Raw genomic sequence first — 22,591 nt, forward strand, 5'->3', positions numbered from 1 at the left:
CGGTGTGATTGTCGGGATCATGCCTCCTGTGAGACAACGGAGTTGACGTCGACTCAGGAGGACTCGGATGAGGGCTCTGGCCCGTATCGCACCACCGCTGCTGCTCGCCACCGCCCTGGTCTGGTCCTGCGCCGGGCCGGCCGGGGCGGCGCAGGCGGCCCCGCCGCCGAAGGCCCCCGAGGCGGTGGGCCGGGGCGGAGCGGTGGCCAGCGTCGACGCCGACGCCACCGCGGCCGGCATCGAGGTGCTGCGCAAGGGCGGCAACGCGGTCGACGCGGCGGTCGCGACCGCGGCCGCCCTCGGCGTCACCGAGCCCTACTCCTCCGGCATCGGCGGCGGCGGGTACTTCGTCTACTACGACCACGCCAGCGGCCGGGTGCACACCATCGACGGCCGCGAGGTGGCCGGCCGCACCGCCGACAGCGGGCTGTTCCTGGAGGACGGCAAGCCGCTGGCCTTCGCCGACGCCGTCACCAGCGGCCTGTCCGTCGGCGTCCCCGGCACCGCGGCCACCTGGGACACCGCCCTGCGCCAGTGGGGCACCCGCACGCTCGCCGACGCCCTCCAGCCGGCCGAGCGGATCGCCGACCACGGCTTCGTCGTCGACCAGACCTTCCGCGGCCAGACCGCCGACAACTACGACCGCTTCAAGGACTTCCCGGACACCGCCAAGCTCTACCTGCCCGGCGGCAAGCCCCCCGAGGTCGGCACCGTCCTGCGCAACCCCGACCTCGCCGCCACCTACCGGCTGCTCGCCAAGGACGGCGTCAAGGCCTTCTACCAGGGCGACCTCGGCAAGGACGTGGCCAACACCGTCCAGCACCCGCCGGTCGACCCGGCCTCCGGCCGCAAGGCCCGCCCGGGCAGGATCGACACCGCCGACCTCGCCGCCTACCAGGTCCGCCGCCAGGCGCCCACCCACGTCCCGTACCGGGACTACGACGTCTACTCCATCGCCCCCTCCAGCTCCGGCGGCACCACCGTCGGCGAGGCGCTCGGCATCCTGGAGGACGGCGACCTCGGCGCGTACAGCGACACGCAGTACTACCACCACTTCCTGGACGCCTCCCGGATCGCCTTCGCCGACCGCAACCGCTGGGTCGGCGACCCGGCCTTCGACGACGTCCCCACCAAGGAACTGCTCTCCGCGCGCTACGCCGCCTCCCGGGCCTGCCTGATCAGCCCCGACCGCGCCCTCACCAGCCCGCTCGCCCCCGGCGACCCGCGCCACCCCGCCGACTGCGCCGAGGCCGGCCCCGCCGTCGCCGAGCCCTACGAGGGCCCCAACACCACCCACCTCAGCGTGGCCGACCGCTGGGGCAACGTCGTCTCCTACACCCTCACCATCGAGCAGACCGGCGGCAGCGGCATCACCGTCCCCGGCCGCGGCTTCCTGCTCAACAACGAGCTCACCGACTTCGACTTCACCCCGCTCACCCCGGGCGTCCCCGACCCCAACCTGCCCGGCCCGGGCAAGCGGCCGCGCTCCTCGATCTCCCCGACCATCGTGCTGCGCGACGGCGAGCCGCTGCTGGCCACCGGAAGCCCCGGCGGCGCGACCATCATCACCACCACCCTCCAGGTGCTGCTCGGCCGGCTCGACCGGGGCCTGAGCCTGGAACAGGCCATCGCCGCACCGCGCGCCAGCCAGCGCAACACCGTCGCCACCCAGGCCGAGCCCGGCTTCCTGGCGCTGCCCGAACGGGCCGCCCTGGAGGCGCTCGGGCACAGCTTCACGTCCGTCGCCGAGATCGGCGCCGCGACCGGCGTCGAACGGCTGCCGGACGGGCGGTGGGTGGCCGCGGCCGAACCGGTCCGGCGCGGGGGCGGCTCCGCGGCGGTGGTCCGGCCCACGGGCTGACCGGGCCGTGAGCCGGCCGGGCCGCGCTGTCGGTGCCGGGCGGTATGTTCGGGGTGGGCGTCCCCTCGGGGGGTGCCCACCCCTCGTCTTGACCGAAGCACCCGTCCGTACCGAAGCACCCGTCCGTACCGAACCACCGGGAAGGCCGCCCGCCGTGACCGTCCGCATCGCCACCTGGAACATCAACTCCGTCACCGCGCGGCTGCCCAAGCTCCTGGAGTGGCTGGAGAGCGCCAAGCCCGACGTGCTCTGCCTCCAGGAGCTCAAGTGCGCGGCCGACGCCTTCCCGTACGAGGAGGTGCGCGCCCTCGGGTACGAGACCGCGGCCCACGGCACCGGCCGGTGGAACGGCGTCGCGATCGTCTCCCGGCTCGGCCTGGACGACGTCGTGCGCGACCTGCCCGGCCAGCCCGGCTACCTCGCCGACGGCGCCCTGCTGCCCGACGTCGAGCCGCGCGCCGTCGCCGCCACCTGCGGCCCGGTCCGGGTCTGGTCGGTCTACGTGCCCAACGGCCGCGAGGTCGACCACGCCCACTACCGCTACAAGCTGGAGTGGCTGCAGGCGCTGCGCACGGCCGCCACCGAGGACGCCGCCGGGCCCCGCCCGTTCGCCGTCCTCGGGGACTTCAACATCGCCCCCGCCGACGAGGACGTCTACGACGTCGCCGCCTTCGAGGGCCTCACCCACGTCACCCCCGCCGAGCGGGCCGCGCTGGAGGCCCTCGGCGAGGTGGGCCTGCACGACGTGGTGCCGCGCCCGCTCAAGTACGACCGCCCCTACACCTACTGGGACTACCGCCAGCTGGCCTTCCCCAAGAACCGGGGCATGCGGATCGACCTCACCTACGCCAACAAGCCCTTCGTGGACGCCGTCACCGACAGCTATGTGGACCGCGAGGCCCGCAAGGGCAAGGGCACCTCGGACCACGCGCCGGTCGTGGTGGACCTCGACCTGTGAATCACCCTGGGTGAGGGGCGGTAACCCGAACGGTCCCGACCGGTGGCCGGGGCCGGGCGGGCTGCCTACCGTCGGGCATAACCGGGTGCAGTTGTTCGACCACGTGGACATCGGAGTCCCCCCGGCTGCGCCCGAGAATCCCGGAGGTTCCGGCATGCGCCCCTTGCGTACGGCCGCCGCCGCCCTGATCGGCGCGACGGTGCTGACCGGCCTGACGGCCCCCCTCGCATCCGCCAGGGACGGCTCGGCCTCGGTCAGCCCGTCCCAGGCCGCACCGGGCCAGACCGTGAAGCTCACGGTCTCCTGTGAGAAGTCGGACAAGCCCGACGCCAAGACCATCACCGCCCACTCCGCCGCGTTCGAGGGCGGTCCGGCCACTCTCACCCTGGGCTCCGACGGCAAGCACAGCGGCACGGCCCGGCTGGCCGGCCAGCACTCCGGGGACAACAAGATCGACGGCACCTGCCCGGACGGCGGGGCGTTCTCCACCAAGGTCGCGGTCGCCGGCGTCCCGGTCGCCGGCTCCGACAGGGGCTCCGACAAGGGCCCCGAGAAAGGCCCTGAGAAAGGGCCTGAAAAAGGGCCGGAGAAAGGCGCCGAGAAGGGTCCCGAGAAAGGCCTCGGTGACTGGGGCAAGGCGGCCGGCGAGTGGGCGGGCTCGCTCGGCCAGTCCGGCGCCGGCGGCCAGCAGGTCGCCCCGCACGGTGCCGTGAACACCGGCCTCGGCGGCTCGGTCGCGGCCGATCCGGCGGAGCTGGCCGGGGGCCTGGCCCTGGTGGCGGGCGGAGTCGGAGGATTCTGGCTGCTGCGGCGGCGCGGTGCCTGATGGGCACCGCGCCTTTTTGCCTTTCCCGCGCGCCGTCGGACCCTGACCGGGCCGGCGGCGCACAGGCGTGTCAGCCGGCCTGCGGTGCGGGGTTCCGCTGCTGCTGAGGCCCGTGCCCGGTTCCCTTCCCGTGCTTGTTCTCGTGCCCGGGTTCGAGCTCACGGTGCTCGTGCCCGTGCTCGTGCTCGTGCTCGTGCCGGAGGGTGCCGCTGGCCAGCAGGTACTGGGCCAGGACGTACGTCGCCATGATCCAGAACTGGTGCCCCGGCAGTTCCCGCCACTTCGCCAGCTGGGTGGCGATCAGCGTGTCGGACAGCAGGAACAGCGCCCCGCCCAGCCCGGTTCGCCAGCCCAGCCCGGCCGAGGTGACGGCCGTGGAGGCGAGCAGCAGGCTGTAGCCGGCCACCGGGATCCGCAGGTCCCCGAGGTCCGGCCAGAGCTGCCCGACCATGGCCGCCCAGGCGGTTGCGTACGCGGCCGCCACCACCAGGGCCCGCCGACGGTCGGTCAGCGCCCCGCGCCGGACGAACATCGTCACGTAGCAGACGTGCGCCGCCGCGAACGAGCCCATCCCGGCCAGGAACGCGGTGTCGTTCTTCAGCTGGAGCAGCACGTCCCCGCCCGCGCTCAGCAGCAGTGCCGGGGCCAGCGGCTTCGGCGCCCGCCGCCCGGCGGTGGCGGCCGCGGCGACGCTGTGCGCGGCCAGCAGCGGCATCAGGGCCGGCTTGGTGGCGTTCTGCAGCACGGACGCGCCGGAGGCGATCGCGCCCAGGTGCGTCGCCGAGGCGGCCGCGAAGCCGCCGAGCAGGCCGGCGGCCGAGCGCAGGCGGCCGCCGAGGACGGCACGGGTGGTCGTACGGATGCTCATGCGGCTGCTGACCTCCGGGGTCGGGCGGTGGGGGAGTGGGACGAACCCTAGGCGACCCGCCGGTGCGGCGGAAGAGCGGGTTACCGGTGCGTAACCCGGGTGGTGCGGGGCGGGTGACGGCGCGGCGGCGGGTGCGGGCCGGCGGGTGGCGTAGCGGAGGGCGGCCGGTCACTTCGGCGCACGGCCGGTTGCTGCCACCGGGTGACCCGGCCACCGTCTAGTCTGGTCCCCGACATGGAGCAGCAGGAGTACGCGGTCGGCGCCACCCGGGTGGCCACCGGCAGGCCGGACGGGCGCACGGGCGGGACGGGGCGGAGGCCCACCGACGCCCTCCTCGCCGTACGCGAACCCGCGGGCGGGCCGGCGCCCGAAGCCGTGTCCGGCCCCCGTGCTGACGCCGCGCCGACCAGGCCCGCGCCCGAGCCGGGCACCGCCTCCGCGCTCTCGCCCGACCCGGGTCTGCTCCGGCTCGCCCACTGGTTCGCCGCCGCCACCCCCGGCACCGCCGACGACCTGTGCGCCGCTTCCTTCGGCCTCTACCCGGCCCGCCATCTCGGCGCCCCCGCCGAAGCGGCGCCCGACGCCGACGTCAGCTGGTGGCACGGCCCCACCGCGCACGCCACCGCCGCCCTGCGCTCCCGGGAGCCCCGCCCCGTCGGCGGTCTGCGCCGCGCCCGGCGGGACGCCTCCGCGCTGCCCGTCGTCCGGTCAGGTGCCAAGCCGGGCAGGCCCGGCAGGCACCGCAAGCCCGAGCGCACCCGCCCGGTGCCGGGCGCGCAGGACCGTTCCGGCCAGGACCTTCCGATACCGGCCCCGGCCCCGCCCGTCGCGGACGTCTCCGCCCCGCCCCTTCCCGCCGTCGACCTGCCCGCCGCCGAACGCCGGATCGCCGCCCGGCTGCTGCTCGCCCACCCGCTGGTCACCGCCTCCGGCCCGCACGCCGACGGCTTCCCGCTGATCCGCCGTCACCGCGACTGGCTCGTCGAACGCTTCGACGCCCTGCTCGGCTACCGGCTCGTCGTCGGCCCCTGGCATGCCCGGCTCTGCAAGGCCGGCCTCGGCCCCGGCGCCGCCCGCCGCCTCGAACACCCCACGACCGGCGCCCCGTTCACCCCCGCCGGTTACGCCCAACTCGCCCTCGCTCTCGCCCTGTTGGTCGACGCCCCCGAGCAACTGCCGTACGGGCGGCTGCTCGACGCCATGCGCGCCGTGGCGCCGGGCCTCGCCGCCGGCCCGGCCGACCGTGCGATGGCCCTCGCCGCGCTCGCCGACTGGCAGGTCCTCGGCGACCTGCCGGCCGGCGGGGCCGGCCCGGCCGACCCCGCCGCCCGGGCCGCCGTACTGACCGTCGACCGCGAACTCGCCCGCGCCGTCCCGGCCGGCCCGCCCGCCCTCGCCGACGACGCCGCCGACCTGATCCGCCGCGCCGCCGACGCCGAACCCGCCACCGCCGTGCGCCGCCTGCTCGCCGAGACCCCCGCCGTCCTCGACGCCGACCTCCCCGAGGACCGGCGCGCCTGGCTGCACGAGCACCGGCTGAGCGGCCCGGCCGCGCTCGCCGACTTCCTCGGCCTGGAGACCGAGCTGCGGACCGAGGGTGTCGCCCTGCTCGACCCGGCCGACGAGCTCACCGACCTCGTCTTCCCCGGCGCCGGCCCCCTGCCGCAGGCCGCCCTGCTGCTGCTCGAACGCCTGGTGGAGGAAGTCCGCCCGCTGCCCGGCGAGACCACCACCGGCGGCGACGTCCCGATCCCCGACGCGCTGATAGACGGCCTCCTCGGCGACATCGCCGACGAGTACGGCCTCCCGGCCCGCTGGCGCCGCGACTACCTCGCCGACCGCACCGCGCTGCGCCGCGACGCCCTCGACCTGCTCCACAACCTCGGCCTGATCACCCCCACCCCCCGCGGCAGCCGCCCCCCGGGCTGGCTCCTGCGCCCGCCCGCCGCCCGCTACGCCCCCGCCCCGGACTTCCACCCCGTCCCCGGCACCGGCCGCCACTCCCGCCCCGCACCGGCCGGGGCCCGGGAGCAGCGGCAGGCCTGAGGCCGGTCCCGCCGCCCAGCTCCGCCGTCGCGCCTCGCCGTCTCGCCTCGTCGCTCCGCCGTCGCCGGAAAGGCGGAAGCACCGCGTCCGGGGGCGGACGGCGGTGCTGAAGGGGCGGATCGGACGGTCAGTCGGTCGCTTTCTCGCCGGTCGCTTTCTCGCGGGTCACTTTCTCGCCGTGGCCGTGGTGGCGGCGACGGTGTCGTGCTGGACGGTCTCGACGGTGGCGCCGACGCCGAAGGTGCCGAGGGCGATGGAGGCGAGGACGGCGGTGGCGGCGAGGAGCCGGCGGTGGCGCCGGGGGAGCGGGAAGCGCGGTTCCTGGTAGGGCGCCTGAGGGCTGGCGTTCATGACAGGGAGGGTCCCAGGGTGGTGTGAACGGTCGGTACGCGCGGGTGAAGTCCGGGCGGGGGTTGGGCGTCGGTTGGCCGCGTACGCCCCACCTGCACGGGTGGGGCGTACGTGCTGGTCAGCGGCGTGGTGTGCGTTCGGCGAGGGCCTCGCCGACGGCGACCCGGACGGCGTCGCGCAGGCCGTGCACGGGGTGCAGGCGGGACGGGCCGGCGGCCGGGTCCTCGCGGAGCTCCTTCACCAGGGACACGCAGAGCAGCAGCATCACGGCCACGAACGGCAGCGCGACCAGGATCGTCGCGTTCTGCAGCGCGGTGAGCCCGCCGGCCAGCAGCAGGGCGGCGGCGACCCCTCCCATCAGCACGCCCCAGACGACCACGAGCCAGGTGCGCGGGTGCAGCGAGCCGCGGCTGGAGAGCGAGCCGAGGACGAGGGAGGCGGAGTCGGCGCTGGTGATGAAGAAGGTCATCACCAGCAGCACGGCGACGACGCTGGTGGCGGAGCCGAGCGGCAGCGAGCGCAGCATCTCGAACAGCGAGGCCTCCGCGCCCTTCGGGATGGTCGCGACCAGGTCGGCCGCTCCGGTGGAGACCAGCCGGATCGCGGTGCCGCCCATCACGCAGAACCAGATCACGGTGGCCCCGCTGGGCACCAGCAGGACGCCGATCAGGAACTGCCGGATGGTGCGGCCGCGGGAGATGCGGGCGATGAAGGTGCCGACGAAGGGCGCCCAGGAGAGCCACCAGGCCCAGTAGAAGATCGTCCAGGAGCCGAGCCAGCTCTCGTCGGTGAAGGCCCCGGTCTGGGTGGACATGCCGAGCAGGTCGGAGAGGTAGCCGCCGACGGTGGAGGGGATCGCGTCCAGCGCGAAGACCGTCGGGCCGAACACGAAGACGAAGAGCATGATCAGCGAGGCCAGGACGACGTTCGCGGTGGAGAGCCACTTGACGCCCTTGTGGACGCCGGAGAAGGCGGAGAGCACGAAGGCGGCGGTCAGCGAGCCGATGATGATCAGCTGGGCGTTCTGGGTGTTGCGCACGGAGGTGATGTAGCCGAGGCCGTCGGCGACCTGGAGCGCGCCGAGGCCGAGGCTGGTGGCGGAGCCGAAGACGGTGGCGAAGACGGCCAGCAGGTCGATCGCGCGCCCGGGCCAGCCGTCGGCGCCGCGCTGGCCGATGAGCGGGACGAAGGCGGCGGAGATGCGGTTGCCGCGGCCCTTGCGGAAGGTGGTGTAGGCGAGGGCGAGGCCGCCGACGGCGTAGATCGCCCACGGGTGCAGCGTCCAGTGGAACAGCGAGAACTCCAGGGCCTGCTGGGCGGCGGCCGCGCTCTGCGGTTCCAGGCCGGAGCCGGGCTGCGGGGTGGCGAACAGCTGGAGCGGCTCGCCGACGCCGTAGAACATCAGGCCGATGCCCATGCCGGCGCTGAACATCATGGCGACCCAGGCGAGGGTGGAGAACTCGGGTTCGTCGTCGTCGCGGCCGAGCCGGATGCGGCCGAAGCGGCTGAAGGCGAGCAGCACGGTGAGGACGAGGAAGACGTCGGCGGCCACCACGAACAGCCAGCCGAAGTTGTGCAGGACCCAGCCGAGCGCGGCACTGGAGGTCCGGCCGAGCGAGTCCTCGGCGAAGACGCCCCAGGCGACCACGGCCAGCACCAGGGCGGCGCTGATCCCGAACACCGCCCGGTCGACGGGCAGGGTCGCGGCGGGTTCGTCGGGCTCCTCCGCGTGTTGGTCGGGCTGCGGCGGCTGGCTGCTCATCGGGTGGACTCTCCTGCCTCGGGGCGGACGGGGGCTTCGGCGACATCGGCGGATTAAAGCTGCATGTCGCACTATGTCCAGTTCGTGCCGCGAGGGGCGGGAGGGCGCGCCGGGGAGGCGGAGGGAGGGGACTTACGTCCCGTCAGGCCGGTTGCTCATGGGCCGGGGCGTGCGCGGCGAGCCGGAACCACGGGTGGAAGCCGTCCGGCACCGGGGAGTTGAGCCGGCGGTCGCGTCGGACGGGTCAGGGCCGGTGGGCGCCGGACGGGACCTCGTAAGGCGCCGGGTAGGGCGTCTCGTACGGGTTCAGCACCAGCCGCACCACGTCCTCCAGCCGCCGCCGGGCGTCGCCGAGGGTGGTGCGCCCGGTCACCCAGGCGGTCAGCTCGCCCTGCCAGGCGTGGGCGACGATGTGCCGCACCAGGTCGCTGGCGGCGGCCGGCACCTCGGTCGTCACCGCCTGGAGGGCGGTGCTGTCGGCCCGGGCCATGCCCTGCAGGGTCTCGCTGGCGAACGGATCGGTGGAGGCGGCGACGGCCACCCGCAGCCGGGCCAGCTCGGGCTGGCGCTGGTAGGCCCGCATCCCGCCGCGGACGAAGCGGACCGCCCGGTCGGTGGCCCCCAGCCCGGCGCGCGGGCCGCGCAGCTCCGCCACCAGGTCGGCCAGCAGCAGGCGGTGCCACTCGGCGATCGCCGCGGCCAGGAGGTGGTCCTTGGAGGAGAAGTAGCGGTACGCCGTCCCCAGGGCGACTCCGGACCGCTCGCAGACCTGTTTCATCTGCAGCCGTTCGACGCCGATCTCGTTCACCAGGGCGAGCGCGGCCGCGATCAGGCTTCCGCGGCGTTCGAGCTGGCGCGGAGACATCGCCTCCACCGGCCGTGGTGACAGGTCAACCTTGGTCACCCGCACCATGATACGGGCCGGGGCCGCTCAGGAGTATGACGCCGACCGGCCCCCTTGCGTTCGCCGTGCGGTCACCGTCGCCGGGGCCGGGCGCGGTGACCGCTTCGTCCCGTCCCGTCCCGCGCCGGGTCAGCGCAGCCGGCGGATCAGCGACTCCTGCACGGCGGAGGCGACCAGCCGACCGTCCCGGTCGTAGAACTCGCCGAGCGACAGCCCCCGGCCGTCCGAGGAGGACGGGCTGCGCTGGGCGAACAGCAGCCACTCGTCGGCCCGGAACGGGCGGTGGAACCACATCGCGTGGTCGAGCGAGGCGATCAGCAGCCGGGGCGGCTCGGTGCGCTGGAAGAAGTTCGGCTGCTCGTGCAGCCCGGCGGTGGAGGCCAGCGTGAGGTCGGAGAGGTAGGTGAGCGCGCAGACGTGCAGGAGCGGGTCGCCCTCGGGCAGCGGGGAGGCGATGCGCAGCCAGACGAACTGCTGCGGCATCCCCGGCACGGACGCCGGCACGCCCGGCGCGTCCGGCGGGACGAAGCGCAGTTCGAGGTCGCGGAAGCCGCCGGTGCCGGTGATCGCCGCGCGCAGGGCCGGGTCCCAGAGCGAGAAGGCGTCCGGCAGGGTCTCCGGCCCGGGCAGCGGCGGCATCGTGCGGTGGCGGTCGGTGGCGGTCTCGGGGCGCTTGAAGGAGGCGGAGAGGGTGAAGATCGCGTTCTGGTTCTGCACCGCCGTCACCCGGCGGGTGGTGTAGGAGACGCCCTCGCGGACCCGTTCGACCTCGTAGTGGATCGGCTGGGACGGGTCTCCGGGCAGCAGGAAGTAGCCGTGCAGCGAGTGCACCGCGCGCGGGCCCTCGCAGGTGCGGCCGGCGGCGGTGAGCGCCTGCGCGGCGACCTGTCCGCCGAAGGCGCGCATCGGCGCCCCGGCGTGGCAGCGGCCCCGGAACGTGTTCTCGTCCAGTCGTTCCAGCTCCAGCAGTCCGGCGAACGCGCCGGCCGGGCGGTCGGCCCGGATTTCCTGTTCGGTCAGGTCGGTCACGGGCCCATAGTGGCAGAATCCCGCCGCGTCGCGGTGTGACCTGGGTAACGCCCGGGGGCTCCGGCGGCCGGTAGAACCTGTTCCAGTGCGGTCGCGGCCCGACGGATTGTCAGTGCCCTCACCTAGCGTGTTCGACATGACGCAATCCGCACACGCGTACGCCTATCTGCGCCCGTCCGCCGTCCTCGACGGCGCCGACGGCCGGCGCCTCGACCTGGCCACCTCCGGCGGCGCCACCCCGCTCGGGGAGGCGGCCAACCCGCGCTTCTTCGCGGGCTTCCTGGCCGACCCGGCGCCGGCCGCCGCCGCGCTGCTCGCGGTCGCCGACGTCGCCGCCGCGCGGTACTACCAGCCGCAGCTGCGCGCCTCGCTCGACCCGGTGGTCACCGCCAACGGGGACCGGCTGCGCTTCGAGTCGTTCTCCGGCTGCTGCGGCGTCTACGCCCGGCTCGACGTGCTCCAGGCCGGCCTCGACGGCGACGAGATCGGCCACGGCACCACCAACGTGGACGTCAACAACCCGCTGCGGGAGGCCCTGAGCAGGATCGGCCCGACCGACCCGCTGCACCTCGCGGTCGGGCCGGACGCGCTGGAGGTCACCAGCTTCGACGGGCCGCTGGTCGAGAAGAAGGTGCCGCTGCCGCAGCGCTGGCTGCGCGGCTTCGCCGAGACCCAGGTCGTCGCCGCCGGCTTCGACCTGCGCGCCGAACTGCCCGCCGCCGAGGCGGTCCGCTTCCTGCGCTCGCTGCCGCGCGGCGGCCGCACCAGCACCGCCTGGGTCGTCCCGGCCGGGCGGACGCTGCGGCCCACCACCCGGCCGGTGCCCGGCGCGGTCTGCCTGCCCGGGCCCGACCGGCTGGTGGCGCTCCAGCGCGTGCTGCGGCACGCGCTCGCCCTGCGGGTGTACGGCCCGGTCGCCGCCACCGGCCCGGCCGCCTCGGCGTGGGAGGTGGTCCTGCCCGGCATGCGGCTCACCCTGACCCTCTCGCCCGACGCCTCCCGGGGCTTCTCCGGCGAGGGCGGGGTGCTCGGCGCGCTCGCCACCGGCACCGCCGAGCAGGACGCCGACCTCGTCGCGGTGCTGCTCGCCTGGGAGCCGCGGATCGAGGTCGCCGACCTCGCCGAGCAGTCCGGGCTCAGCCACGAGCGGGTCCGCGCCGCGCTCACCCGGCTCGGCACCGCCGGGCAGATCGGCTACGACACCGCCGAGGCCGCCTACTTCCACCGCCAGCTCCCGTACGACGCCGGGCGGGCCGAGGCCGCCAACCCGCGGCTGCGCGCCGCCCGGGCCCTGGTCGCGGCGGGCGCGGTACGGCTGGAGCCGGGCGGCACGACGGCCGTCGTCACGGTGGACGACCACATCCAGCGGGTGCGTACGGACGAGGCGGGGCGCCTCGGCTGCACCTGCCTCTGGTGGGCCAAGTACCGCGGCGGGCGCGGTCCGTGCAAGCACGCGCTGGCGGTCGCGATGGTGCGGGAGGCGGGCCGGCGAGTGGCCGGGGAGCAGGTTCCGACGGTTTCGGCGCTTCCGACGGTTCCGACGGTTCCGGGGGTTCCGACGACGGAGAAGGGGGTCCAGGCGTGAGCGCGGTGGCACGGAGGTCGGAAGCGGTGCAAGGCGGGGCGGAGGCGGCGCGGGGCGGGGCGGCGGTCGAGGACCTGCTCGCCGCCGTCCGGGGCGGGCGGATGCCGCAGATACCGGCGCTGGTCGCCGCGCTGGACCAGGCGCAGCGCCGGGACTGCCTGCCCGCGCTGAAGGCGCTGCGCAAGGAGCTGCGCGACGACTGGTCGAAGGAGTCGATCGCCAGCAAGGGCGCCCTGATGCTGGCCGGTGCCGGCTGCCACACCGGCCCGGCCGGCGCCGCCACCTGGCTCGGCGCCCGCGACTTCACCTCGCGGGAGTGGGTCAAGCACCCCGCGTTGGCCCAACTCGTCGCGGCACAGCCGGTGGAGTGGCAGATCGAGGTGGCCACCCGGCTCGCCGCCCGTCCGGCGCCGCGCTGGGGTTGGTCGCTGTACTCGGTGATCGAGGACGTGGTGCACCGCACCGGCTGCGCGGTGCCGCTGAGCGAGCCCTTCGTCCGCGAGTGGATGGACCGCAAGCGCCTGGGCAGTGGCCCGCAGCCCACCCTGCTCGCACTGCTGCGGGCGGACGTGTTCACCCCGGTGCTGCTGCCCCGGGTGTTCGAACTCGCCGACGTCGGCGTGCCGTTGTCCTGGCGGTTCAGCGGACGCCGCGGGGACGCCTGGACGGAGGCGATCGCCGACCTCGCCGCCGCCGGCGAGCTGGACCGGGCCGACCTGATCGACCGCTGCCTGGCCCGGCTGCTGCGCGGCGGCAAGCCGGCGGACCAGCGCTTCTTCCTGGACGTGCTGTGCGCCCTCGCCCCGACGCAGCAGGAGTACGCGGCCCGGGTACGGGACGTGCTGCCGCTGCTGGACGGGCTGTCGGTGGTCGCCGGGCACGCCCAGGAGGTGCTCGCCGGGTTGGACGAGGCCGGGCTGATCGAGCCCGAGGTGCTGGTCGAGTCCTCCGCGGTGGTGCTGTTCCGGACCGAGAAGAAGCTCGTCCGCGCCCAACTCGGCTGGCTGGAGCGGGCGGCCAGGCGCGAGCCCGGGCGGTCCGGGCCGGTGGTGCTCGCCGCCGCCGAGGCGTTCGGGCACCCGGACCAGGCTGTCCAGGAGCGGGCGCTGAACGTGGTGGCCCGGCACCTGCGCGTGGCCGGGGAGGCCGTCCTGCCCGAACTGCGGCTCGCTGCCGGGGCGTTGAACCCCGCCCACCATCAGCGCGCCGGGGAACTGTTCGGCGCTCCGGTCGGTGGCGACGGCGACGACGACCCGGACACCGGGTGGAACGAACTCCTCCCGCCCGCCCCCCAGCCCCTCCCGCTCGGCCCGCCGATCGCCTCGGCGGCCGAACTCGCGCAGGAGCTGTCCGCCCTGCTCGCCGCCGACGAGCCGGAGCCGGCGGTCTTCGAGCGCGTGCTGGACGGCCTGGTCCGCCAGGCCCACCAGGACCGGGCGGCGCTCGCCGAGGCGCTGGAGCCGGTCCGGCGGGTCCACCGGTGGAACGGCGTCGACCGCTGGCGTGACTGCTCGCCCCGGGACGTCCTCCACGTCGTGGCCGCGGTGGCGGGCGAGACGCCGTCGCACCGGGCCTGGGACTTCCTCAGCAGCAAGAAGAAGCGCTCCCCGCTGCGCGGCCAGAACAACACCGCGCAGGGCACCGTCCTCGCCGCCCGGCTGGAGGAGGCCGCCTGGCAGGTGGCCGCCGACCGGCCGCCCTACCTGCTGGCCATCCCGACCGACACCACCGGGGCGCTCGACCCCGGCACGCTGGTCGAACGCCTCGCCGGGTACCAGGCGGCGGGCATCACCCCCGGCCGGGCCGACCTGTGCGCGGCCCTGCTGCGGGTCGGCCCCCGCGCCGACGCCGGGGTGCTGCGCGCCGCCGACGCGCTCACCTCGCCCTCCGGGCGGTGGGCCGCCCAGTGGCTGCGCACCGGCGGCCTGCCCGACCAGCCGTCCGAGCGGGTGCTGTTCGCCCCCGGCCGGGGCTCGAAGCACGGCCACCAGTACGCGGACCGCTGGTGGGAGGACGTCCGGCGGGTGGCCGTCGCCCAGCCCGGCATCGGGGCCGGCCCGAAGGGCCCGGACGGCGAGCGGCTCGCCCCCGAGTTCCGGGCGCTGCTGGAGGGCACCGAGCCGAGCGTGGCCCGGGCCCGCAAGGTGGGCGACTGGATGTGGCGGCCCACGGCGCACTGGGCCGCGATGCTCCCCTGGCACCGGGAGGAACTGGCGGCCCGGTGGCTCGACCACTTCGCCGCCGGCGCCGACCGGGACGAGCGCGACGCGGGCCGGCTGCTGCCCGCTCTCGCCGAGGCCGGCGGCCCGGCCGGGCTCGCTCTGCACCTGGCGCTGGCCTACGGCCTGGGCGCCCGGCACACCGAGGACCGGACGGCGGCCGTCGACGCCCTGCTGGTGCTCGCCGCCCGCGGCGACCTGGACGGCGCGCAGCTCGGCCGCGAACTCGGCGCGCTGGTCGACTGCGGCGCGGTGAAGCTCAACCGGCTCGCGGCGGCGCTCACCCTGGCCGCCGGGACGGGCGCCTACGGCACGGTCTGGTCGGTGCTCGGGCCTGCGCTGCCGGTCCTGCTGGGCGGCGAGGGCACGCCCGCCCGGGGCCTCGGCGACCTGCTCGCCCTCGCGGCGGACTGCGCCCGGCGCACCCGCGCCCGGGGGCCGGTGGCCGAGGTGACGGCGACGGCGGAGCAGGGCGGATCGAGCCGCCTGGTCAAGGAGGCCCGCGCCCTGCGGGACGTCCTGGCGGGGTGACACCGCGGCCGCCGACAGGGCGAGGAGCACCACCGGGTGACGGCGCGCAGGCGGGGGTTTGACGACACGCCCTAGGTGTTCTGTCCCGTGAGGTTGGGGATGCGGCTGGCGGGTGGCTTGCCTGCGAGTGCGGTGTGTCCGCGGTGGTGATTGTAGGTGTGGAGCCAGTCGGGGTAGGCGTCGCGGCGTTCCTGTTCGGTGCGGTAGGGCCTGGCGTAGGCCCACTCGTCGAGCAGGGTTCGGTTGAAGCGTTCGACCTTGCCGTTGGTCTGCGGCCGGTAGGGCCGGGTGCGTTTGTGCGCGATGCCCTCGGCGGCGAGGGCATCACGCCAGGCGTGTGACTTGTAGCAGGAGCCGTTGTCGGTCATCACCCGCTGGACGGTGATTCCGGCCCGGGCGAAGAAGGCGTTCGCCCGGGTCCAGAACGCGGTGGCGGTCTCCTTGCGTTCGTCGGGCAGGATCTCGCTGTAGGCCAGGCGGGAGTGGTCGTCGACGGCGTTGTGCAGGTAGCTGTAGCCCACTGCGGACCGGTTCTTGCGGCCGGCCTGACGGCCCAGGGTCTTGTGGCCGCCGCCGTCGGGGATGTTGCCGAGCTTCTTGATGTCGACGTGGACCAGCTCGCCCGGTGCGGCGCGTTCGTAGCGGCGCACCGGGAGGCTGGTGGCGCGGTCGAGGTGGGAGAGGCGGGCGAGTCGGTAGCGGGTCAGGACCCGGTGGACGGTGGCTGGGTTGAGGCGGAGCAGGTAGGCGATGCGGGCCGGTCCCCAGCGGCGGAGCACGCGGACCTTGATGATCCGCCGCTCGGTGCGGGTCGGGGTGCGGCGCGGGCTGTGGTGGGGGCGGCTGGAACGGTCGCTCATGCCGGCCTCGCCGAGCGTGCGGTAGCGGTCCGCCCAGCGTTTGGCGGTGGTGGGTGAGACCTGGAAGCGTTCCGCGGCCCTGCGTAGCGGCCAGCGGTCCTCGACCACGCAGCGGGCCAGGCGCAGGCGTCCGGTCTCGGTCAGCGGTGCGTTACGGTGTGGCATGAGGGCCTTTCTGGCGCCGGTGCAGATGTCGCAATCCACACCGAGCCAGAAGGCCCTCACTCATTTCAAGATCACCTGGCCGTGAACCCCGTCACCAACCTCCATGGTCAGTACACCTAGGGTGGGCGGGACTTTCGCCCGCCCCGTCCCACCGGAGTGCTCGTGTTGCACCTGCGCCTGATCGTCCCGCCCGACCTGCGGGAGCCCGTACTCAGCAGCCTGGACGCCGTGGTCGGGGTGACGCACGTCGTGGTGTTGCCGGGCGCGGCCGTACGGCCTGCCGGGGACGTGGTGCTCTGCGACGTCGCCCGCGAGTCGGCGGACGAGGTCCTGGGGGCGCTGCGCGGGACCGGCCTGCCCGAGCGCGGGGCGATCGACGTCTCCGGCATCGAGCTGACCCTCTCGGCGGCCGCCGACGAGGCCGAGCGGCTGGCCCCGGGGGAGGGGGCCGACGCGCTGGTCTGGGAGTCGGTCTCCGAGATCACGCACGAGGAGTCCACCCTCACCTGGGTGTTCCTGGCCTTCCTCACCGTGGCGACCATGCTGGCCGCGTGCGGCGCGGTGCTGGACAGCGCGGTCCTGGTCGTCGGGGCGATGGCGGTCGGGCCGGAGTTCGGGCCGCTGGCCGGGCTGTGCGTGGCGCTGGTCCAGCGGCGGCTGCGCCCGGCGCTGCGGTCGCTGAACGCGCTGGTCACCGGCTTCGCGGTGGCGATGGCGCTGACCGTCGGGTTCTCTCTGCTGATGGACGGGCTCGGGCTGTTCAGCGAGGCCAAGTTCGCCGCCGCGCGGCCGAACACCTCGTTCATCTGGCAGCCCGACGCGACGTCCTTCGTGGTCGCCTTCCTGGCGGGCATCGCGGGCGTGCTCTCGCTGACCTCCTCGAAGGCCGGGATGCTGGTCGGAGTGGCGATCTCGGTGACGACGGTGCCCGCCGCCGCCAACGCCACCGTCGCGCTCGGGTACGGGGAGTTCCGCCAGTTCTGGGGCTCCAGCGTGCAGTTGCTGCTGAACCTGCTGGGGATCGTGCTGGCCGGGGTGCTGACCCTGCTGGTGCAGCAGCGGGCCTGGGCGCTGATCCGCCTCCGGCGGACGGGGGCGGAGGAGTGACGGCGGGCAGCTGACAGGGAACGGATGACGGGCTTCAGCGAACGGGTGACGGGCTTCAGCGAACGGATCTCGAAATCTGCTCGCTGAGATCCGTCGCCCGCTCCCGGACCGGCACCGCCCTGCGGTCCCCGACCAGCGGCTCGATGCCGCGGGGCGTGGCCGCGACCGCGCGCCACCACAGCCGCAGCGCGGGCGGGTCGACCGGTTCGAAGGGCTTGCCGGGCCGGGGCACCGCCAGCCGGGCGCCGAGCGCCTGGGCCGCCGTGACCACCCGTTCGGCGGGCTCCTCCCAGGGGTGCGTCGCCAGGTTGAAGGTGCACCAGTGGATCGGCAGCAGCAGATCGCCGCCGAGGTCCAGGTGCGCCCGGACGCCCTCCTCGGGCGTCATGTGCACCTCGGGCCAGAAGTCGCTGTACGCGCCGACCTGCATCAGCGTCGCGTCGAACGGCCCGAGCCGGCGGCCGATCTCGGCGAAGCCCGGGAAGTAGCCGGTGTCCCCGCTGTGGAAGATCCGGTGCCCGCCGCCGGCCACCACCCAGGACGCCCAGAGGAACAGCGCGCTGGTGCGCGGGCCGCGGCTGCAGTAGTGCCGGGCCGGGGTGGCGGTGAGGGTGAGCCCGGCGACCTCGACCGACTCCCACCAGTCGAGTTCGGCGATCCGCCGGGCCGGTACTCCCCAGCGCTCCAGGTGCGCGCCGACGCCGAGCGGGACGGCGAACACCGCGGCCGTCCCGATCAGCTCGCGGATGGTGGCCATGTCGAGGTGGTCGTAGTGGTCGTGGGAGATCACCACCACGTCCACCGGCCCGAGTTCGGACAGCGGCAGCGGCATCGGGTGCAGCCGTTTGGGCCCCGTCCAGGCGAACGGCGAGCAGCGCTCGCCCCACACCGGGTCGATCAGGACCCGCCGCCCGCCGATCTCGGCGAGCACGGTGGCGTGGCCGAGCCAGGTGAGCCGTAGCCCGGAGTCCGGCGGCAGGGCGAGGTCGACCGGGAGCAGCCGGTGCACGGGTACGGCGGCGGTCGGCGCCCGGCGGGTCTTGTCCCCGGTCAGCTGGGCGCGGGTGATCTCCAGCGGGCTGCGCTCGTAGACCAGGCGGCGGGTGGGCAGCGGGTTGCGGAAGGCGCCGTCGGCGAACTGCGGGGAGCGGTGGATCCGGGCCAGCCGTTCGCCCCGGGGCTCGGCTCCGAACGCCTCGGCCCGGACCCGGTGCCAGGCCGCGCGGGGCAGTCGGGCCAGGTCCGACCCGGTGCGGTTCGCCGTCGGGCCGAGGGCCGGGCTGGTGGTCGGGCTGCTGGTCGGCGGGGTGGTGAACTGCGAGGACAGACCGGCGAGGCGGGAGAACCAGGGGGCGGGGCGGGGCAAGGCTCCTCCAAGGACGGTCACGGCTACCGGGCATGCCGGGGCGCGTATCCGGGCGACTGGTGAGGCCACTGCGATACGACAACCATCTCGTCGGAGATTACTCGTCATGGGCCGTCCGGACCTGGTGAGCGGCCCCGCGCGGGCCATTCGGCGTACCCCGCCCCGGCCGCGCGCCCACCGCCCGCCCAGGGCCACCGCCCGGTGCCGCCACGCGTAGAAGCGTCCGGTGCCGCTACGCGTAGAAGCGGGTGATCGTCTCCGCGACGCAGTGCGGCTTGGCGCTCTCCGCGCTGGTGATCGTGAACCGCACCAGCGCCTGGACCCCGCCCGGCACCTCGGTGGCCGAGAGCAGTTCGGCGGTGGCCCGGATCGCGGTGCCCACCGGCACCGGCGCCGGGAAGCGTACCTTCTCCGAGCCGTAGTTCAGCGCCATGCGCACGCCCTCGACGCCGTAGCACTCCTTCGCCAGCACCGGGATCATCGACTGGGTCAGGTAGCCGTGCGCGATGGTCGAGCCGAACTGGCTCTCCTTGGCCCGCTCCGGGTCCACGTGGATCCACTGGTGGTCGCCGGTCGCCTCGGCGAACAGGTCGATCTGCCGCTGTCCGATGGTGTGCCACTCGCTGGTGCCCAGCTCGGTGCCGACGGCGGCGGTCAGATCGGCGAGGGAGGCGAAGCTCGTCACGGTGCGCTCCTGGGGGAGGGGTCAGGACGCCGGAAGCGTATGCGTACCCGCCGGTATCTGTCAGCGGTGCGGAACCGGGAACCCCGGAACGCGGGAGCCGGGAGCCGGGAACGCGGGAACGCGGGAACCCCGGAACCCGGGGGCGCGGCGGCCTGCGGGTGTCTCAGGAGCGCAGCGCCCCGCGCCCCGGAGCGTCCTGCCCGGTCGGGAACAGTCGCCGACCGCTGACCAGTTCCGGCACCAGCGCGACGAACATCGGCTCCGGGTCCCCCACCCACGGCCGCAGGCCGGACCGCAGCACCCGCCGCACCTGCTCGGGCTCGCGCACCACGTCCGCCCGGCCGTGGACCAGCACGCTCCAGCCCGTCCGGGTGACCGGGTCCAGCAGGTCCGCCTGGAAGGCCACCACCGTGCCGTCAAGCCCGCGCGCGGTGGCACTTCCCCGGCGCACGGCGAGCACCAACCGCCCGTCCAGGACCTCGAAGGAGACCGGTAGCACGGCCGGCAGCGCGTGCTCGGTGTACACCACGCGCCCGACGGGCACGGTGCTGAGCAGCCGCAGGCACTCGGCCTCGCTCAGGGTCTCCACACGGTCCTCACGCTCCATGCGTCCGATCGTCCTCCGGTCGGCGCGTGTGCCGATAGGGCCCATGGTCCCTGAGCGGACGGGCCGGGAGCCCCGTCGGCGGCCGCCCGGAGCGGTAGCCTGCCCGGCGGCGGTACGGTACGCGCCCCTGCTCACCACGGCAGCGGCGGGCGCGGCGGGCGGCCCCGGGTGCGCCGGGGCCGGCATGGGAGGGGGCGTGCGGATGGCGGGCGGGGTCGACCTGGTGGTGATCGGGGCGAACGGGGGGCCCGATCGGGGCTTCGGGGGCTCGGCGCTGGCGCCGGACGGAGCCCGGCTGCTCACGCGGGTGCTGCCCGGGATGTGGTTCGACGTCGGCGCGGCCGGCTGCCGGGTCACCGAGGTGGCGCCGGACGCGGACGCCAACGCGATGCTCACCGCCGTCCGGGAGGCCGCCCAGCACCCGGGCCGGTGGCTGGTGGTCTGCCTGGTCGGCCAGTTGGCGGTCGATCCGCGCGGGCGCCGGCTCGCCCTGGTGACCGGCGGCAGCACCGCCGACAACGCCTACCGGCGCGGCCTGGCCTGGGACTGGGTGGTCAGCGCGATGGTGCACGGCGACCACGAGGAAGCCCTGCTGCTGGTCGACGCGGTGGCCGACCGGGACACCTGGGCGGCGCTGGAGCGCGGCGGCGGCGAGGACGGCGCGGGCGAACTGCTGGCCTACCCGCGCGTCCCGCTGTGGGGCCGGGTCGGCCGGTACACCCCGGGCAGACGCGGCCGGGACGCTGTGCTGCCGGGTGGTGAGGGTTCGTTCAGCCACGCCCTGACCACCGTGCTGCGGCAGGGCGTCCCGGGTGCCCCGGCCGCCGTCGCCCCGCTGGACCTCCAGCTGTCCGTCGCCGCGCTGCTCGACGGGGGCGAAGCGCCGGGTGGTTCGGGTGCGCCGGGCGCGCGCCTGCTCGTTCCGCCGCAGGGCGGGCGCCTGTTGATGCGCAATCGGGCCGCAGTTCGGGGCGCATTGGCCGGATTGTCGCTTTCCGAAGAACTGTTGGCCGTTCTGTGGCGGGAAAGTGCCCCGACGGAACCGCCTTCCGCGTAAGGTCAGGTGGCCTGAGGTGTTGCCGTGATGGGGTGGGTTGGCGAAGAATCGATCCCCAGCGGAAACACCTGCGGGACGACGGAAATTCTTCCGGCGGCCACGGATCACGAATCGGTCGGTCGCGACGAGGTGGGGCGATGCGGCAGCGCGGAAATGTGTTGCGCCCTGGGGCGGTTGGGGTCGGTGGGGTGGTTCTGGTGTTGCTCCTCGGCGCTTGTGCGAGCGGCGGTTCCGATGGTTCCGTCGATCGGCTCGGAACGGCTGCGCCCAGTGTCGCGGGAGTGGATCCGGTACCTCCTTCGGGTGGTTCGGTAAACACCTCGATCGCGCCGACGGACGGGCCGGAAGGTGCCATGGGGCGACTGGCCCTGAAGACGTATCAGGACTGGTGGCAGGCCCAGACCGAGGCGTTCGGGCGGTCGGATTCGGACGGATTCGCTCTGGAGACGTACTCCTCCGGGCGGGCCCTTACCGACACCCTGGTCGGGCTCCGCCAACTTCGCGACGCCAAACTGGTGATGACCGGAACGCCGCGCAATTCGGCGGTGGTCAAGGCCATTGACCTGAAAGCCGATCCGCAGACCGCCGTGATCGAGGACTGCGTCGACGTGTCGGGATGGCACCGCGTCGACGCCGTCACCCAGGTGGCAAAGGATCCGGGCGACCGACTGAACCGCTACGTCGCGACCGCGTCCCTGCGCTGGTTCCAAGCACGTTGGCTGATCTACGACTTCAAGCGGGAGGTGGACCGGGCATGCTGAACACGCGTAAACCGGCCCGGCGATTCGCGATCCTCGCGCCGTTGTCCGCCGGGTTGCTGTTGGCCTCGGCGGTGTCGGCGGCGGCGGACGAACCGCCGGGCGGAGGTGCCGAACAGTGTTACCCGGACGTGATCTGCTCCGGGGTCAACACCGGTGGCACGAAACCGAAGCCAGGACCGTCGCAGCCGGGCGGTGGCGGCGGGGGCGGTACGAGCGACGGGCCGTTGCTGTGCAGCTACCACGACCAGCAGTGGCCCTGCCACGACCCGGAGCGCGGCTGGTTCAACAGCGGCGTCGGGTGCTACTTCCGTCCGCTGGACAACCCGCCCCCCGAGAGCGACCCGGCGTGGCAGGGCCACAAGCCGTCCGAGGGCGCGCTCTACTCGAAGGTCTGCCCGCAGACGGGCGGCGGGCAGGACGGCGCCGAGATCGTCTTCGAGGCCACCTCGCCGGCCGGGCCGCCGGCGCTGAACCTGGTGGACGTCGGCTTCGGCCTGGCCCATGAGATGCGCTTCCCGAAGCCGACGGCGGGTGTCGCGCCGAAGGGCACGGCGGTGGTGAAGGCGCCGGTCTGGCTCTGGCTGGACGGCGTCGCGGCGCCCGCGGCCAAGACGCTGTCCGTCCCGGGGGCCTCCGTCACCGTCACCCCGGTGCTGAGGGGTGTGACCTGGATCTTCGACACCGGTGTCTCCGTGACCTGCGACAAGGCCGGGACGCCGTACGACCCCAAGTACGGCGCCGCCAAGTCACCGGACTGCGGCTACGAGTTCGCCGTGGGCTCGGGCACCAGGAAGAGCGGCGTCTTCAACGGCACGGTGACGGCGAACTGGGTGGGCGAGGTCGTGGTCACGGGGCCGAACGCGAAGACCTTCGACGTCAAGATGCCGCAGTCCTCGAACTTCACGCTGAAGGTCGCCGAGGTGCAGGTCCTCAACTGACCCGGCGGCGGACGTCCGATGCCCCGCGGCCCGGCTGCGGGGCGCCGGCGGCCCGGCCGCACGCGACCACGGCACCGGAGCCCGGGCGTCGGAGCCCGGCACCGG

The 22,591-nt window shown here is 74.7% G+C and carries 19 protein-coding genes; 10 read left to right on the plus strand and 9 right to left on the minus strand.

What is annotated here, in order from left to right; translation table 11 throughout:
- Nucleotides 1-67 precede the first annotated feature (67 nt).
- The 3 genes from ggt to OG556_RS27855 all read left to right on the plus strand — a co-directional run bounded on the left by ggt (nucleotide 68) and on the right by OG556_RS27855 (nucleotide 3,645).
- Nucleotides 68-1,861 carry a gamma-glutamyltransferase gene (ggt, locus tag OG556_RS27845; protein ID WP_371520782.1) on the plus strand — a complete coding sequence of 598 codons (1,794 nt, stop codon included), beginning with the start codon at nucleotides 68-70 and terminating at the stop codon, nucleotides 1,859-1,861.
- Between the two features lie 154 nt (nucleotides 1,862-2,015).
- Nucleotides 2,016-2,819, plus strand: a complete 804-nt coding sequence (locus tag OG556_RS27850; protein ID WP_063350028.1) for an exodeoxyribonuclease III — start codon at nucleotides 2,016-2,018, stop codon at nucleotides 2,817-2,819.
- Between the two features lie 154 nt (nucleotides 2,820-2,973).
- Nucleotides 2,974-3,645 (plus strand): hypothetical protein, encoded by a 672-nt coding sequence (locus OG556_RS27855; RefSeq protein ID WP_371520785.1) that lies wholly within the window; start codon nucleotides 2,974-2,976, stop codon nucleotides 3,643-3,645.
- A gap of 70 nt (nucleotides 3,646-3,715) precedes the next feature.
- Here the strand turns inward: OG556_RS27855 and OG556_RS27860 are convergent, their stop codons facing one another.
- Complete coding sequence (locus OG556_RS27860; protein WP_371520788.1) at nucleotides 3,716-4,513, minus strand: lysoplasmalogenase; 798 nt, start codon at nucleotides 4,511-4,513, stop codon at nucleotides 3,716-3,718.
- Nucleotides 4,514-4,747: 234 nt separating this feature from the next.
- Between OG556_RS27860 and OG556_RS27865 the strand changes: the two genes are divergently transcribed.
- Nucleotides 4,748-6,559 carry a DUF2398 family protein gene (locus OG556_RS27865; protein WP_371520791.1) on the plus strand — a complete coding sequence of 604 codons (1,812 nt, stop codon included), beginning with the start codon at nucleotides 4,748-4,750 and terminating at the stop codon, nucleotides 6,557-6,559.
- 165 nt (nucleotides 6,560-6,724) lie between these two features.
- On the opposite strand, the gene OG556_RS27870 is transcribed toward OG556_RS27865, so the two are convergent.
- The 4 genes from OG556_RS27870 to OG556_RS27885 form a co-directional block, all read right to left on the minus strand.
- Nucleotides 6,725-6,910: a hypothetical protein gene (locus OG556_RS27870; protein WP_371520793.1), complete on the minus strand. Its 186-nt coding sequence runs from the start codon at nucleotides 6,908-6,910 to the stop codon at nucleotides 6,725-6,727.
- A gap of 118 nt (nucleotides 6,911-7,028) precedes the next feature.
- The gene (locus OG556_RS27875; RefSeq protein ID WP_371520796.1) at nucleotides 7,029-8,672 is read right to left on the minus strand and encodes a BCCT family transporter; all 1,644 of its coding nucleotides are present in this window, start codon (nucleotides 8,670-8,672) and stop codon (nucleotides 7,029-7,031) included.
- 244 nt (nucleotides 8,673-8,916) lie between these two features.
- Entirely contained in the window at nucleotides 8,917-9,576 is a 660-nt protein-coding gene (locus OG556_RS27880; protein WP_350875391.1) for a TetR/AcrR family transcriptional regulator, read from the minus strand.
- Nucleotides 9,577-9,705: 129 nt separating this feature from the next.
- Nucleotides 9,706-10,605, minus strand: coding sequence for an acyl-CoA thioesterase (locus OG556_RS27885; RefSeq protein ID WP_371520798.1), 900 nt, complete (start codon nucleotides 10,603-10,605; stop codon nucleotides 9,706-9,708).
- A 136-nt stretch (nucleotides 10,606-10,741) separates the two neighbouring features.
- On the opposite strand from OG556_RS27885, the gene OG556_RS27890 reads away from it, so the two are divergent.
- Both OG556_RS27890 and OG556_RS27895 read left to right on the plus strand, forming a co-directional pair.
- Nucleotides 10,742-12,190: an SWIM zinc finger family protein gene (locus OG556_RS27890; protein WP_371520800.1), complete on the plus strand. Its 1,449-nt coding sequence runs from the start codon at nucleotides 10,742-10,744 to the stop codon at nucleotides 12,188-12,190.
- The gene (locus OG556_RS27895) at nucleotides 12,187-14,940 is read left to right on the plus strand and encodes a DUF6493 family protein (RefSeq protein WP_371520803.1); all 2,754 of its coding nucleotides are present in this window, start codon (nucleotides 12,187-12,189) and stop codon (nucleotides 14,938-14,940) included. Before OG556_RS27890 ends, OG556_RS27895 begins: the two co-directional genes overlap by 4 nt.
- A gap of 71 nt (nucleotides 14,941-15,011) precedes the next feature.
- Here the strand turns inward: OG556_RS27895 and OG556_RS27900 are convergent, their stop codons facing one another.
- The gene (locus tag OG556_RS27900; RefSeq protein ID WP_371520805.1) at nucleotides 15,012-15,965 is read right to left on the minus strand and encodes an IS481 family transposase; all 954 of its coding nucleotides are present in this window, start codon (nucleotides 15,963-15,965) and stop codon (nucleotides 15,012-15,014) included.
- Between the two features lie 162 nt (nucleotides 15,966-16,127).
- Here OG556_RS27900 and OG556_RS27905 point away from each other — a divergent pair, with 162 nt between their 5' ends.
- Nucleotides 16,128-17,072 (plus strand): DUF389 domain-containing protein, encoded by a 945-nt coding sequence (locus OG556_RS27905; protein ID WP_371520808.1) that lies wholly within the window; start codon nucleotides 16,128-16,130, stop codon nucleotides 17,070-17,072.
- A 55-nt stretch (nucleotides 17,073-17,127) separates the two neighbouring features.
- On the opposite strand, the gene OG556_RS27910 is transcribed toward OG556_RS27905, so the two are convergent.
- The 3 genes from OG556_RS27910 to OG556_RS27920 all read right to left on the minus strand — a co-directional run bounded on the left by OG556_RS27910 (nucleotide 17,128) and on the right by OG556_RS27920 (nucleotide 19,730).
- Nucleotides 17,128-18,312 carry an MBL fold metallo-hydrolase gene (locus tag OG556_RS27910; protein WP_371522932.1) on the minus strand — a complete coding sequence of 395 codons (1,185 nt, stop codon included), beginning with the start codon at nucleotides 18,310-18,312 and terminating at the stop codon, nucleotides 17,128-17,130.
- 358 nt (nucleotides 18,313-18,670) lie between these two features.
- Entirely contained in the window at nucleotides 18,671-19,123 is a 453-nt protein-coding gene (locus OG556_RS27915) for a MaoC family dehydratase (RefSeq protein WP_350875401.1), read from the minus strand.
- A gap of 163 nt (nucleotides 19,124-19,286) precedes the next feature.
- A complete protein-coding gene (locus OG556_RS27920; RefSeq protein ID WP_371520811.1) occupies nucleotides 19,287-19,730 on the minus strand; it encodes a pyridoxamine 5'-phosphate oxidase family protein in 444 nt (147 codons plus the stop codon).
- A 202-nt stretch (nucleotides 19,731-19,932) separates the two neighbouring features.
- Between OG556_RS27920 and OG556_RS27925 the strand changes: the two genes are divergently transcribed.
- The 3 genes from OG556_RS27925 to OG556_RS27935 all read left to right on the plus strand — a co-directional run bounded on the left by OG556_RS27925 (nucleotide 19,933) and on the right by OG556_RS27935 (nucleotide 22,486).
- Nucleotides 19,933-20,787 carry a hypothetical protein gene (locus OG556_RS27925; RefSeq protein ID WP_371520814.1) on the plus strand — a complete coding sequence of 285 codons (855 nt, stop codon included), beginning with the start codon at nucleotides 19,933-19,935 and terminating at the stop codon, nucleotides 20,785-20,787.
- 281 nt (nucleotides 20,788-21,068) lie between these two features.
- A complete protein-coding gene (locus OG556_RS27930) occupies nucleotides 21,069-21,548 on the plus strand; it encodes a hypothetical protein (protein ID WP_371520817.1) in 480 nt (159 codons plus the stop codon).
- A complete protein-coding gene (locus tag OG556_RS27935; protein ID WP_371520818.1) occupies nucleotides 21,542-22,486 on the plus strand; it encodes a hypothetical protein in 945 nt (314 codons plus the stop codon). Before OG556_RS27930 ends, OG556_RS27935 begins: the two co-directional genes overlap by 7 nt.
- Nucleotides 22,487-22,591 lie beyond the last annotated feature (105 nt).

It is taken from the genome of Kitasatospora sp. NBC_01300 (genome assembly GCF_041435235.1).
GTDB lineage: Bacteria > Actinomycetota > Actinomycetes > Streptomycetales > Streptomycetaceae > Kitasatospora.